This window comes from Anaerolineales bacterium (assembly GCA_022866145.1).
Lineage (GTDB): Bacteria > Chloroflexota > Anaerolineae > Anaerolineales > E44-bin32 > PFL42.
The window spans coordinates 1-12,912 of sequence record JALHUE010000160.1 but is presented as its reverse complement, the minus strand read 5'-3'; the positions used below and the strand labels follow the sequence as shown (position 1 = coordinate 12,912).

Below are 12,912 nucleotides of genomic sequence, written 5' to 3'. Positions count from 1 at the left end.
ATTGACATCGGCCGTAGGGGGCTATACTATCTATCCATTGGAGAGCCGCTCGGCTTTCCGAGGAACACCCGTCGACGTGCCCGCAAGCCGGCAGGGCTCCGGCCAAGGTAAGCCCGGCACCGACCGCAGGAAGGAGGGCGCAAGGCTCCTATTCAGCCAGCATCGTCTATTTGCTCTCGGTCGAATCAACAACCGCAGTCCCTTCTTGAAGGAGGAGCAGCAAGCCATGAAACGCATCAGCTTTGTCCTCGGAATCGTGATTGTCGCTAGTCTCGGGCTGTCCGCCTGTGGCGGCGGTGGAGCTAAAACGATCAAGATCGCCACCCAGAGCCCGCTCTCCGGTGGCCAGTCAGCCATCGGTGTGGACATCAAGAACGGCGCCGAGCTCGGCCTTGAGCAACTCAAGGGACCGCTCGAGGCGATGGGCTTCACCGTTCAGCTCGCTCCCTGGGACGACCAGGCCAACCCCGACGTCGGGGTGAGCAACTCCAAACAGATCGTGGCGGATCCGGCCGTGCTGTGCGTGGTCGGCCACTACAACTCGGGCGTCCAGATCCCATCCTCCGAGAACTACCACAGCTCCGGCCTGGCCAATGTCTCACCGGCCAACACCAACCCCAAGGTCACCGACCGAGGCTACTTGGAGGTCAACCGCATCGTAGGGCGCGATGACGTCCAGGGCGTGGTGGGCGCAGAGTTCGCCAATTCGCTCGGCGTCAAGACCGTCTACATCCTGCATGACAAGACGACCTACGGCCAGGCGATCGCCGAGTACTTCAAGCGCCAGGCCGAGGCGCTCGGGATGCAGGTGCTCGGCTTCGAGGGGACCGAGGAGAAGTCAAACTTCGACCCGCTGCTGACGCCGATGCTCGCCGCCAATCCCGAGCTGGTGTATTTCGGCGGGATCTTTGACCAGATCGCGGTCTTTATCAAGCAGGCCCGTGAGAAGGGCTACGAGGGGACGTTCCTCTCGGTTGACGGCTTCGACTCGCCTGAGGCTGCCAACATCGCCGGCGAGACGATCACCGCCGGCGGCGGCACGTACTACACAACCGTCGCCGGTCCCGCCGCGCTCTACCCCGGCACGGCAAAGTTCCAGGAGGACTTTGCCGCCAAGTACGGCGCGGCTCCCAAGCCGTTCGCCGCACAGGGGTATGACTCCATGTCCATCTGCCTCACGGCGATCGAGAATGCCGCCAAGGCCAATAACAACCAGATTCCTTCCCGGCCGGCGGTGGCTGAGGCCGTCCGCGCCCTGACCGATTTCCCCGGCATCACCGGGACCATCAACTTCAACAGCAAGGGCGACCTGACCACCGCCCTTTACTTCGTGATCCAAGTCGTATCGGCCGATCCGGGGAAGTGGAACGAGAACCCGGTCGCCGAAACACTGTCGATCGCGCCGCCTGAGTAGTGCTCTCGGACAGCTTGGCAGCCTGGCCCCCACCCCGGGGCCAGGCTGCTGGCTACCCGGTGGATGCGTCGCCGCTCCCGTTCCCCCGTCGCAGTCGAGATCCTCCGGCCCTTCGGCCAACTGTTTGCGTTCATCCTGATCACGGCCGTATCGCTATCATCGTTTCTCATCTCCCTGGCCTTCGTCATGCGCGGCTCGAACGCCGATCAGGTGCTGATGGAGCACATGGGCCAGGGGCTGCTCGGCTTTACCATCTCCAACCTTCCGCAGGTGCTGGTCGACGGCATAACGATCGGCTTCGTGTATGCCGCCATCGCCCTGGGCTACTCCATGGTCTACGGCGTGTTGGAGTTCATCAACTTCGCCCATAGTGAGATTTTCGCCATCGGCGCCTTCATCGGCGTCGAGTTCCTGATCGCCCTCGACAACGGCAACCGGCTTGCCGGCGCCAGCATCGGACAGTCCTACCTGTTCCTCGGAATGGCAATCCTGGGTGGCATGATCATTGCCGGACTGGCAGCCGTCACTGTGGAGCGGGTTGCCTACCGCCCGCTGCGCGGCGCGCCGCGGCTGGTGCCCCTCATCAGCGCCATCGGTGTGTCCTTCTTCCTGGTCGACGCCATCCGCCTCATTGAAAGTGTCACCACCGGCCAGTTCTACCGGGTGTTCCCGACCTTCGGCAACTTCGACCAGATCATCGAACTGGCTCACTTCAACGCCCTCGGGTTTCCGGTCAACCTGGTAATCCAGGTCAAGTCGCTGGTCGTCATTCTGGCGGCCGTGACGATGATGGTCGGCCTGAGCTCGTTCGTCAACCTGAGCAAGATCGGCAAGGCCATCCGTGCCGTCGCCCAAGACCGGCCGACAGCCAGCCTGATGGGCATCGACGTCAACCGGATTATCGCCATCACCTTCCTGATCGGCGGCGCACTCGGTGGCGCCGCCGGGGTGCTGTTCGCCCTGAAATTCACCCGCATCGATCCGTTCATGGGCTTTTTCCCGGGCCTGAAAGCCTTCACCGCGGCTGTCTTGGGCGGAATCGGGAACCTAGTGGGTGCTCTTCTCGGCGGCATCGTGCTGGGAATGTTGGAAACCGCCGCCGGCGCCTATCTCTCGGCCTTCACCGCCGGCGCCTTTGGCGCCGAGTATAAAGACATCATGGCGTTCGCCATCCTGATCCTCGTCCTGATCATCCGGCCGCATGGCCTGCTGGGCGAGCAGGTCAGCCAGAAGGCCTGACCCGATGGAGCAGCAGCCTTGAGCCAAGTGATCTCGACCCCATCGGATGTGGAACTCGCCGACGAGGAGCGCGGACTCAAGCGGTTTCGCCGGCGCGCCATCGCCTGGCTCAACACCGGGCGACGACCCTATCTGGCCTCGACGATTGGGGTGCTGCTCGCCTCCGCCCTGGTCTACCTGGCTCCCCGCTCGCTGGTTGCATTCTGGCTGCTGCTGGCCGCCAGTGTGATGTCATATTTCCTGGCGACTGGGCGACGCTTCAAGATCATCCTGTTCGCCGTCCTGCTGCTCGTCATAATGCCGATCCTCGGGCTGCGCAACATCTTCTACCTTGAGCTCGCCTTTCAGATCAGCGTGTTCGCTGCCCTGGCGCTCGGGCTCAATATCGTCGTTGGGTTCGCCGGACTGCTGGATCTCGGGTATGTGGCATTCTATGCCATCGGAGCCTACGCCTGGGCCTTCTTCGGTTCGCAGCAGCCCTTTCTGCTGCACGAGATCCCGGGCACGGCGCCGCCGAACACGCCCTTCTTCCTCCCAGCCAATGCCTTCTATGTGTTTATCATCCTGGGCATCGGCGCCGCCGCCCTGACCGGGCTGTTGCTCGGCCTGCCGGTGCTTCGCCTGCGAGGCGACTACCTGGCCATTGTCACCCTCGGCTTCGGCGAAGTAATTCGCGTGCTCGCCAACAACCTGGACAAGCCGCTGAACCTGACGAATGGACCCCAAGGGATCTCACCGATCCAGCGTCCGATCTTGCCCGCGGGCTTGATGGCCGCGCTGAATGTCGTCTACAGCCCGCTGGTCGGCCACCCGATTTCGCTGTCGGATTTCTACAACCTATTCTTCTATGGGCTGGCGCTTGCGGTCGTGGCCTTCATTGTCGTCGTGACTCTGCGTTTGAATGACTCACGCACCGGCCGGGCATGGGCCGCCCTGCGAGACGACGAACTGGCCGCGGTTTCGATGGGCGTGCCGAAGGTCCGCTTCAAGCTGACGGCCTTTGCCATCGGGGCATCCTTTGCCGGCGTCATGGGCGTCATCGTGGCCGCAAACCGGACATTCGTGAGCCCGGAGTCCTTCTCGTTCATGCAGTCGATCGGGGTGCTCTCGATGGTGATTCTGGGCGGGATCGGCAGTATCCCTGGAGTCATCGTCGGCGCGGCCGTCGTTCTGATTCTCACGCTGCAAGTGCTGCCCGGGATCTCGCTGGTACTGAGTTCGGTGCGCGGCATGGCTTCGGTTCTGGACCCGACCAAGTACCAGCGGATGATCTTCGGTCTGATTCTGGTTCTGATGATGATCTACCGTCCCGGCGGCCTGTTGCCGGCCGCCGCCCGGAAGCGAGAAACCCTGCGCAAGGACAGCGACGTTCCCCTGCCCGACGGGACACCGAAGGAATAGCCGCATGCCCCTGCTGGAAGCCCACCACGTAACCAAGCGGTTCGGCGGTCTGGTGGCCGTCAACAATATCGACTTCTCCCTGGGTGAAGGGTTGATTGTGAGCATCATCGGCCCCAACGGTGCCGGGAAGACCACCTTCTTCAACGCCCTGACGGCGATCAGCGAGCCCGACTCCGGGGAGATCTACTTCGCCGGGAAGAAGATTTCCGGCAAACGTGCAGACCAAATCGCCGCCATGGGGATCGGCCGCACGTTCCAGAACATCCGCTTGTTCAGCAATATGACCGTTATCGAGAACATCCTGGTCGGGATGCATGCCCGTCTGCGCCAGAGCAACTTGGGGGCGCTGCTGCGTACCCGCTCTTTCCGGCGCGAGGAGAAGCAGGCCCAGGTGGAAGTCGACGCGGCGATGGCCTTCGTCGGATTGAGCGGAGTCGGCGATGAACTCGCCCGCAACCTTCCCTACGGCATGCAGCGCCGAGTCGAGATCGGCCGAGCATTGGCCTCGAAACCGCGGCTGCTCCTGCTGGATGAACCCACCGCCGGGATGAATCCCCAGGAAACGGAAAGCGCGATGGCCCTCTTCCGCCGCCTGCGAGACGAACTGGGCATCACCCTGCTGCTGATCGAGCACGACATGCGGGTGGTAATGGGCATCTCGGAGTACATCACCGTGATGGACTACGGCGAGAAGATCGCCGAGGGGCTCCCGGGGGAAATCCGCAGGAACCCACGCGTGATCGAAGCCTACCTCGGCCGTTCGGCCATGGAAGGGGCCGCGGCCTGAGGCACCGAAGATGAGCCTGCTTGAGCTGGACGGTATCCACACCTACTACGGCCACATCCACGCCCTGCGCGGGGTTTCGCTGCGGGTTGAGGAAGGCGAGATCGTGACCCTGATCGGCGCCAACGGCGCCGGCAAGAGCACCACCCTGCGCAGCATCTCGGGCCTGGTGCAGGCTCGAGTGGGGCACATCCGTCTCGACGGCGAAGACATCACCCGTCTGCCGCCGCACCGCATTGTCGCCGCCGGGGTCGGGCATGTGCCCGAGGGCCGCGGCGTCTTCCCCCGCCTGAGTGTGCTAGAGAACCTCGAGATGGGGGCCTTCTCCATCCGCGATCGGGCAGCCGTCAATGACCGCCTCGAGTACGTCTTCCAGCTCTTCCCCCGCCTCGAGGAGCGCATCGCCCAGAAGGGCGGGACGCTCTCCGGCGGCGAACAGCAGATGCTGGCCACCGCCCGAGGCTTGATGCTCCGGCCGCGCATCCTGCTGATGGACGAGCCCTCCATGGGTTTGGCCCCGGTGCTGGTGGAGACGATCTTTGATGTCATCCAGCATCTGAACCGGGAGGAGGGCATGACCATCCTGCTCGTCGAGCAGAACGCCCATATGGCGCTGCGGATCGCCTCGCGCGGCTATGTGCTCCAGACCGGGAGCATCGTGCTGGAGGACACGGCCGAGGTTTTGCGAGGCAATGACATGGTCCGCCACGCGTATCTGGGCGAGGCCTAGTCAGCGCCCGTTCGGCAGCCGGATCGGCTCGCGGGGCTGTGTGCTCCAGATCGCAAGCATCGTGCGGACGGACTCGGCCGCGGTTTTGCGAGCCAATGACATGGTCCGCCACGCGGTTTCAGGCCAGGCTAGTCAGCCCCCGTTCGGCAGCCAGATCTCCTTGACCTTTGTCTGCCCTCCTCCGCCCGGCCTCTGACGGGGGTCCCTCACCCGCGGGCGCGGACGCCGTCCCATCCAGATCCCGTCCGCACCGCCCGTGTCCGGGGTAGAATCCTGGCCGAGCATGTCCGCCACTGCAGAAATCATCACGATTGGAACCGAGCTTCTCCTCGGCGACATCGTCGACACGAACTCCGCCGCCATGGCGCGCGCCTTGCGCGCCTTTGGCGTGGATGTGTTCCGAACTACCAGCGTCGGTGACAACCCCGACCGGATCGCCCAGGCTGTGGCCGAGGCCAGCCGGCGGGCGCAGGTGGTCCTGACCAGCGGCGGCCTGGGGCCGACGGTGGACGACGCCACCCGCACGGGGATCGCCCTGGCCCTCGGTAGGCCGCTCGAGTTCCATCCGGAACTGTGGGATCAGATCCAGCGCAAGTTCTCGCAGTACGGCCGCACCCCGACCGAGAACAATCGCCGCCAGGCCATGCTGCCCGAAGGCGCGGTGGCCATCACGAATCCCGTGGGGACAGCACCGGCGTTCTGGATCGAGACCGCCTCGAGCGTGATCATCGCTCTGCCAGGCGTGCCGAGCGAGATGCTGGCCCTGCTGGAGTCTGAGGTCCTCCCGTTCCTCCGTCACAGGCTGGGTGCTACCAGCGTGATCAAGTCTCGCCTGGTCCGCACCGCAGGCGCCGGCGAATCCTGGATCGATGACCAGATTCAGGATCTCGAAGCTCGCCCGAACCCGACGGTCGGCCTGGCAGCCCACCCTGGCCGGGTCGACATCCGCATCACCGCCAAAGCCGACTCCGAGGCCGAAGCCGAGGCGATGCTGGCGGAGGTCGATGCGGAACTTCGCTCCCGGCTCTCGGCGGCGATCTATGGCTATGATCAGGATCGACTGGCGGAAGTCGTCGCCCGGCAACTCCAGCGGCGCGGCTGGAGGCTGTGTGCCGTTGAGGCCGGTGGCGGCGGCCGTCTGGCGTCCCAGCTGGCTGAGTGTGGCGGGGCGGTTGTGGAGATCCTGGTGCAGCCTTCGTCGCTGCCCGCCGAGGCGTTGGCGACGGCGATGGCTGACCTGCAGGCCCGGACCGGGGCCGACGTCTGCCTCGGCCTGTCGCTGCGTCCGGCCCAGGACCGGCAGCAGGCGGTCTTGCGGCTGGCAACCCCGGAGTCTTCGGAGCTGGAGGAGCCCACCTATGGCGGGCCGCCCAGCAGCGCGCCGGCTTGGGCAGCCAGCCTGCTGTTGGACAGCCTGCGCCGCCGCCTTGCTTGACATCCGCGATCCGGCTTCTTATAATCGCTGAACACAAGCGGGTGTCGCCAAGTGGTAAGGCAGTACCTTCCCAAGGTACCATCCGTGGGTTCGAATCCCATCACCCGCTCCTTCCAGGGCCCCGGCTGAGCCGGGGCCCTTTGGGTTTGCACCCTGGCTGACGCTGGTCGCCCCACGCCGACGAGGGGATGGAAGGAGCGCCCCCCCCTGCCAATCGGCACTTCCTCTCTGCCGAAGGGTCGGGAGAGAATCAGGGTCACGGGGAGTCCCTTACTCGACTGCCCGAAGCAGGCGGGAAGAGACTTCCGCCGTGGACCGATGCGCACCCAGGTGCAGCCCCAGACCGGTCGGAGGCAGCGGGCGTTCCATCTGGATTGCGGGAGGCATTGAGGCGAGATGAACATCGCGATCCCCAAAGAACGCAGGCCTTTTGAGTTCCGCGTGGGTTTGCCGCCGGAAGGCGTCGACATGCTGGTCTCGCATGGCCACGCCGTGTACGTTGAGACGGGCGCCGGGAACGGCGCAGGATTCGCCGACGTGGACTATGAGAAGGCAGGCGCCCGCATCGTGTACAGCCCGGAGGAGACCTTCGGCCGCGCCGATTTGGTCTTGAAATTTGCCCGGCCGCTCAAGGAAGAACTGGAAATGATGGTTCCCGGCCTGACGGTGGCGGGCTTCCTTCACCTTGCAGCCACGCGCCAGGACAAGATTGAAATGCTGCTCGACAAGAAGATCACCGCCATTGCCTACGAGCAGGTTGAGGCGCCGGCCGGCTACCGCCCGATCCTGGCGCCGTTGAGCGAGATCGGCGGCCGGATGGCCGTATCCATCGCCTCCCGACTGCTGCAGAACGACCAGGGCGGAAGGGGTGTGCTGCTGGGGGGCATCGTCGGAGTCCCGCGGGCACAGGTGGTGATTATCGGCGCCGGCGTTGTCGGGGGAACGGCGGCCTGGTCCTTCGCCGCCGTCGGGGCGGCGGTGACTGTGATCGACATCGACCTGCGTCGGTTGCAGGAGCTGCACATGCGCTGCCCGTCGTCGATCGAGACTGTCTTCTCGACACCCTACAACATCGCCAAGGCCTGCGCCCGGGCAGACATCCTGGTCGGCGCCATCCTGGTGCCGGGTGAGCGGCCGCCGATTGTGGTTACCCGCAAGATGGTGGCCTCGATGCAGCCGCGCTCGATCATCATCGATTTGAGCATCGACCAGGGGGGCTGCGTTGAGACCTCTCGACCCACAACCTCTGCTGCCCCAACCTACGTCGAGGAGGGTGTGATCCATTTCTGTGTGCCAAACATCGCCGGCGTGCTCGGTCGAACGGGGACCCTGGGGCTGTACAACGGTACATTTCCCTTCCTGCAGGCAGTGGCCAGAGAAGGCATCGAAGAAGCAATCCGCACGGTCCCCGGGATCGAACTCGGCATTGTCACGCGTGATGGGAAGGTGCAGCATCTTAGTCGCTTCGGTGGGGTCGGAGGCAGAGGCAGATGACCTGGATCTCTCACTTCGAATCCAAGATCACCACGGCGGAGGAGGCGGTCAAGGTCATCCAGTCGGGAATGCGCGTGTTCCTGACCGGCAACTGTTCCGTCCCCCAGAAACTAATCGGGGCGCTGGTCGCCCGCGCCCCGGAACTCCAGAACGTCGAGATCGCCCAGGTGCTGACCATCGGCGACGCCCCGCATGCTGCGCCGGAAATGGCCGGGCACCTCAACATCAACACCTTGTTCATCAGCGACAACGTACGGGCGGCGGTCCACGAGGGGCGGGCGGATTTCACGCCCTGCTTCCTCTCGGAGGTGCCGCTCCTCTTCCGCAACGGGCACCTGCCTCTCGACGTCGCTCTGATTCACGTCAGCCCGCCGGATGAGCACGGCTTCTGCAGCCTGGGAATTGAAGCCGGTCTGGTCAAGACCCCTTCGCAGATGGCGCGCATTGTCATCGCCGAAGTCAACGAGCAAATGCCCAGGACGCTCGGCGACTCGTTCATCCACATCTCCAAGATCAGCCAGGCCATTCCGGTGAACTATCCGTTGGTCGAAATGTCCATGGGGGAAAGCAACGAATTGAGCATGGGCATCGGCCGTCACGTGGCTGAATTCATCGAGGACGGATCCACCCTGCAGTTGGGGATCGGGGCCATCCCCAATGCCGTGCTCGGCTTCCTGGAATCGAAGAGGGATCTCGGGATCCACACCGAGCTGTTCTCAGACGGGGTCATGAACCTGGTCAACCGCGGGGTCATCACCAACGAGCGCAAGACCCTCCATCCAGGGAAGATCATCGCCGGGTTCATCATCGGAACGCGCAAGCTCTATTCGTTCGTGGATGACAATCCCATCGTCGAGCTCCACCCGACGGAATACGTAAACGATCCCTTCATCATCGCTCAGAACGACCGCATGGTGTCGATTAACTCGGCCATCGAGGTCGACCTGACGGGTCAGGTGTGCGCCGACAGCATCGGCCCCAAGTTGTACTCCGGTGTCGGGGGACAAGTGGATTTCGTCTACGGCGCCTCGCGCAGCAAAGGCGGCCGCCCGATCATCGCCCTTCCGTCCACGGCCACAATGCACGATGGGACGACCATCAGCCGCATCGTTCCGATGCTCAAGCAGGGCGCAGGCGTGGTCACCACCCGCAATCATGTTCACTTCATCGCCACAGAGTTCGGCGTGGCCAGCATCTACGGAATGACCATCCGCCAGAGGGCGCGAGCGCTGATCAACATCGCCCATCCGGCTTTTCGCGAGCAGCTGGAGCGCCAGGCTCGCGAGCTGTACTGCCTGTAGGCCGCCCCGGGGGCCGGGGGCAACCGCCCAACCTAAGAGCTAGCCGAACATGCCGCTCGGGCGGGGCTCGGCATCGCGGCTGGGTTCAGGCGCATCGTCTTGCACCGATCTGAGCGCCCGTTGCCGGCGACGCCTCACAAACCATGCCATCGCCAGCATGGCGATTCCCGTCAGCGCAAGGAAGACGCCGGCCGCCAGCTGCCTGGCGGCGATCTCCGCCGCCAGACCATCGAGGACTCCATCCACCAATTCGAGGGCCATCTGCACCCCTGCTTCGGCAGAGGCTCGTTGCAGCCAACCGCGCCATATCCAACCTCCGGCCAGCGGGCTGACCAAGCTGAGAATGCCGGCGCCTAAGAGGGGCCAGCCCCACCAGCGTCCCCAGGAGGGCACAGATCGCACAACCAGGCCCAGGATCAGCAGCAGGAAGGCTGCAGGAACAAGCCAGGACCAGCGCATCAAGGCGCGGAATGCGAGCAGGTCTTGCTTGAGCTGGAGCATTTCAGCAGGGCGGGCGCTGCCGGGTGTGAGCACGATCTCAGGCGGCAGGGCCTGAACAGATTGTGTCAGGCCGGTCGTCAGGAATCCGGCTAGCAAGTCACCGAGGGCGCCGGGAAGCGAACAGTACAACATCTCCGGGGTGCCGGTGAGCAGCCCGCCAGCAAAAGCGGCCAGCTTCTCCGGGGTGCAGTCGGGCCACGAGTCAATCACTCGAGCGACCGCCGCCTGCACGGCGCTGTCGAGAAGATGGATCTTGATCGGCCGCATATCCAAGGCGATCGTGGGGTGCGGATCCTGGTTGTCCAGCCAGGCGTACATCTGGCGAACCGCGCCCTCGACCTGCTCCTGCGCCCAGCGCGGTGGGATCAAGCTGTTGAGGACCTGATCCTGTTCCTCCGGGGTGAGATACCCCAAGGCCTGAGAGAGATCGAGCGCCTGATCCTGCTCGGGTGGCGAACCCATCAGCGCCTCGAACAGCGGCCGCCGGACATCCTCCGCCAGGGAAAACTGCTGGATCAGGACCGACGCCATCACATCCGGTGAGAACACGACGGCGGCGGTGCTGCGCGCCAGCACCGTCAGTGGCGCCAGCACGACGAACCCGGCGGCCAGGATGACCGCCAGCGCCGTGGCCACAGACTTCCGCCAGTTCGTCGTTCGACTCATCTTGCCCTCCCCGTCGGAGACATCCCAGCCGAGGTTGGGGGCTCTCCAACCTCGCGGGGAACCGACGCCCGCGCCGCCAGAACCAGCCCTGCCCCGATCAGCCCCGCCCCGAGCCAGAAAGCCCGGCTGAGCTGCTCGCCGAGCACCCATGCTCCCAGGCCCACGCCGACCACCGGTTGGGCGAAGAACAGAATCGACACAACCCCCGCCTCCAGCAGCTGCAAGGACTTGTTCCACAAGAACATGGCTAGCGCGGTCGAGATCACGCCCAGGTACAAGATTCCGGCTACGACCAAGGGTGTCACCTCCCCCAGCGGCAGGCGCGTCCGCTCGGCCACCGACATCCCAATTGCCACCGGAAGCCCCCCAAGAAATGCGATTAGGCTGAGTTCGACGGTCCTGGCAGAATGGCTGACCTGGCGCACCAGGACAGAATACAGTCCCCAGGTGACGGCGGCGCCGAGCAGCGCCAGGTTGCCCGCAAACGACGGCTCATGGATCGAGGCCGCGCGGGGATCGATCACGGCCAGGACGCCGAGGAAAGCCAGCCCCAGCGCCACTCCGCGCTCGAGGCTGGCGCGCTCACCCAGGATCAACACCCCAAAAAGCATGATGAAGATCGGCGAAGCCGAGGTCACGAGCGACGCATTGGCTGCGCTGGTCAGGCGGGTGCCCACGAACTGCAGTCCGATGGATACCCCGTAGCCAAGCAGGCCGACGAACAGGATCGATCTCACCTGTGCCCGCCGGAGGTGGATTCTACCTGTGAGGACGACGATCAGCCCCAGACAAGCGATGCCGAGCAGCAAGCGCAAACTGAGAAGCGTAAAGGGCGGCACAACCCCCAACACAACCTTGCTTACCACATACATCCCACCCCAGATAGCGGCGGCCAACAGCCCGGCGGCAATTCCCCAGCGATTCAAGCTGCGGTCCTCATGGCGGCGGATTATACCTTCGTGCAATACACCGGCGCAGGACGGTGGGTCCCCGTCCTGCGCCGGAGAGGGCCACACAGGCAGGACCGATCTAGCGGAACTCGCCGTTGACGATCTCGAGGGTGGCGCGCGCCGGGCGCAGCACATCCTCCGGCAGTTGGGACAAGGGCGTCAGGCTGAGATTCCCAATGTCGACCAGCGACGGCTGGTTCGGATTCAGGTATAGCAAGCCGGTGAGCAGCTCGTTGCTCAGACGGGACTGTTCCAACAGCGTCACCGCCGCCAAGCGGTCGGTCGGGTCGTATTGCCGCTCGAGCTTCTTAAGCACGACGCGGGAGCCGTCGTGCATCTCCACGGTTGTCGCCTCCCCGGGCTCGTACTCGACTTCGATTTCCTCCCGGATCGGGATCACGGTCATGTCATGGATCGGGTCTTCGTGCTGCTTGCCCCAGGCGTAGCTCTTGGTCGATTCATCGCGGTTGTTGAAGGTCACGCAGGGACTGATGATGTCCAGCACCGCCGTCCCTTCGAAGCTCAGGGCAGCCTTGATGAGCTCCTTTACTTGGCGCGGATCGCCGGCGAACGACCGGGCGACGAAGCCGCAGTTGGCGGCCAGGGCCTCGAAGCAAATGTCGACCGGATGGAAGGGGTTGGCCTCGCCTTTCTTGAGCATCGCCCCCTTGTCGGCCGTCGCCGAGAACTGGCCCTTGGTCAGGCCATACACGCCATTGTTCTCGACGATATAGACCAGGGGGACATTGCGCCGCAGCAGGTGGATGAACTGGCCGATGCCGATGCTCGCCGTGTCCCCGTCACCGCTGACCCCGACGCCCTTCATCGACCGGTTGGCCAGCAGGGCCCCGGTCGCCAGCGACGGCATGCGCCCGTGCAGCCCGTTGAAGCCGAAGGAGCGACTGAGAAAGTAGGCCGGGCTCTTGCTCGAGCAGCCGATGCCGGAGAACTTGACAATGCGCTCCGGCTCGACCGACATCTCGTAGCAGGCGGCGAT

At 64.4% G+C, this 12,912-nt stretch carries 11 protein-coding genes and 1 tRNA gene; 9 read left to right on the top strand and 3 right to left on the bottom strand.

The window, feature by feature from the left end; translation table 11 throughout:
* Positions 1 to 226 precede the first annotated feature (226 nt).
* The 9 genes from MUO23_05035 to MUO23_04995 all read left to right on the top strand — a co-directional run bounded on the left by MUO23_05035 (position 227) and on the right by MUO23_04995 (position 9,798).
* Positions 227 to 1,414: a branched-chain amino acid ABC transporter substrate-binding protein gene (locus MUO23_05035; GenBank protein ID MCJ7512316.1), complete on the top strand. Its 1,188-nt coding sequence runs from the start codon at positions 227 to 229 to the stop codon at positions 1,412 to 1,414.
* Positions 1,415 to 1,477: 63 nt separating this feature from the next.
* Positions 1,478 to 2,653 (top strand): branched-chain amino acid ABC transporter permease, encoded by a 1,176-nt coding sequence (locus MUO23_05030; GenBank protein ID MCJ7512315.1) that lies wholly within the window; start codon positions 1,478 to 1,480, stop codon positions 2,651 to 2,653.
* 27 nt (positions 2,654 to 2,680) lie between these two features.
* Positions 2,681 to 4,054: a hypothetical protein gene (locus MUO23_05025; GenBank protein MCJ7512314.1), complete on the top strand. Its 1,374-nt coding sequence runs from the start codon at positions 2,681 to 2,683 to the stop codon at positions 4,052 to 4,054.
* A gap of 4 nt (positions 4,055 to 4,058) precedes the next feature.
* Complete coding sequence (locus tag MUO23_05020) at positions 4,059 to 4,841, top strand: ABC transporter ATP-binding protein (GenBank protein MCJ7512313.1); 783 nt, start codon at positions 4,059 to 4,061, stop codon at positions 4,839 to 4,841.
* 10 nt (positions 4,842 to 4,851) lie between these two features.
* Positions 4,852 to 5,568 (top strand): ABC transporter ATP-binding protein, encoded by a 717-nt coding sequence (locus tag MUO23_05015; protein ID MCJ7512312.1) that lies wholly within the window; start codon positions 4,852 to 4,854, stop codon positions 5,566 to 5,568.
* A 283-nt stretch (positions 5,569 to 5,851) separates the two neighbouring features.
* Positions 5,852 to 7,003: a CinA family nicotinamide mononucleotide deamidase-related protein gene (locus MUO23_05010; GenBank protein MCJ7512311.1), complete on the top strand. Its 1,152-nt coding sequence runs from the start codon at positions 5,852 to 5,854 to the stop codon at positions 7,001 to 7,003.
* 37 nt (positions 7,004 to 7,040) lie between these two features.
* A tRNA-Gly gene (locus MUO23_05005) sits at positions 7,041 to 7,112 on the top strand.
* 287 nt (positions 7,113 to 7,399) lie between these two features.
* Entirely contained in the window at positions 7,400 to 8,497 is a 1,098-nt protein-coding gene (locus MUO23_05000; protein MCJ7512310.1) for an alanine dehydrogenase, read from the top strand.
* Positions 8,494 to 9,798: a hypothetical protein gene (locus MUO23_04995; protein MCJ7512309.1), complete on the top strand. Its 1,305-nt coding sequence runs from the start codon at positions 8,494 to 8,496 to the stop codon at positions 9,796 to 9,798. The genes MUO23_05000 and MUO23_04995 overlap by 4 nt, the downstream gene beginning before the upstream one ends.
* Before the next feature lie 39 nt (positions 9,799 to 9,837).
* On the opposite strand, the gene MUO23_04990 is transcribed toward MUO23_04995, so the two are convergent.
* From MUO23_04990 to MUO23_04980, 3 genes are all read right to left on the bottom strand, one after another.
* Positions 9,838 to 10,965, bottom strand: coding sequence for a hypothetical protein (locus MUO23_04990; GenBank protein MCJ7512308.1), 1,128 nt, complete (start codon positions 10,963 to 10,965; stop codon positions 9,838 to 9,840).
* Positions 10,962 to 11,891: a DMT family transporter gene (locus MUO23_04985; GenBank protein ID MCJ7512307.1), complete on the bottom strand. Its 930-nt coding sequence runs from the start codon at positions 11,889 to 11,891 to the stop codon at positions 10,962 to 10,964. The genes MUO23_04990 and MUO23_04985 overlap by 4 nt, the downstream gene beginning before the upstream one ends.
* Positions 11,892 to 11,994: 103 nt before the next feature.
* The coding region (locus MUO23_04980) for a thiamine pyrophosphate-dependent enzyme (protein MCJ7512306.1) at positions 11,995 to 12,912 on the bottom strand (918 nt) is incomplete at its 5' end.

Excerpts from the sequence above, each read along its gene's own strand:
- MUO23_05035 (MCJ7512316.1), top strand. The coding sequence starts at position 227 with ATGAAACGCATCAGCTTTGTCCTCGGAATCGTGATTGTCGCTAGTCTC.
- MUO23_05030 (MCJ7512315.1), top strand. The coding sequence starts at position 1,478 with ATGCGTCGCCGCTCCCGTTCCCCCGTCGCAGTCGAGATCCTCCGGCCC.
- MUO23_05020 (MCJ7512313.1), top strand. The coding sequence starts at position 4,059 with ATGCCCCTGCTGGAAGCCCACCACGTAACCAAGCGGTTCGGCGGTCTG.
- MUO23_05015 (MCJ7512312.1), top strand. The coding sequence starts at position 4,852 with ATGAGCCTGCTTGAGCTGGACGGTATCCACACCTACTACGGCCACATC.
- MUO23_05010 (MCJ7512311.1), top strand. The coding sequence starts at position 5,852 with ATGTCCGCCACTGCAGAAATCATCACGATTGGAACCGAGCTTCTCCTC.
- MUO23_05000 (MCJ7512310.1), top strand. The coding sequence starts at position 7,400 with ATGAACATCGCGATCCCCAAAGAACGCAGGCCTTTTGAGTTCCGCGTG.
- MUO23_04995 (MCJ7512309.1), top strand. The coding sequence starts at position 8,494 with ATGACCTGGATCTCTCACTTCGAATCCAAGATCACCACGGCGGAGGAG.
- MUO23_04990 (MCJ7512308.1), bottom strand. The coding sequence starts at position 10,965 with ATGAGTCGAACGACGAACTGGCGGAAGTCTGTGGCCACGGCGCTGGCG.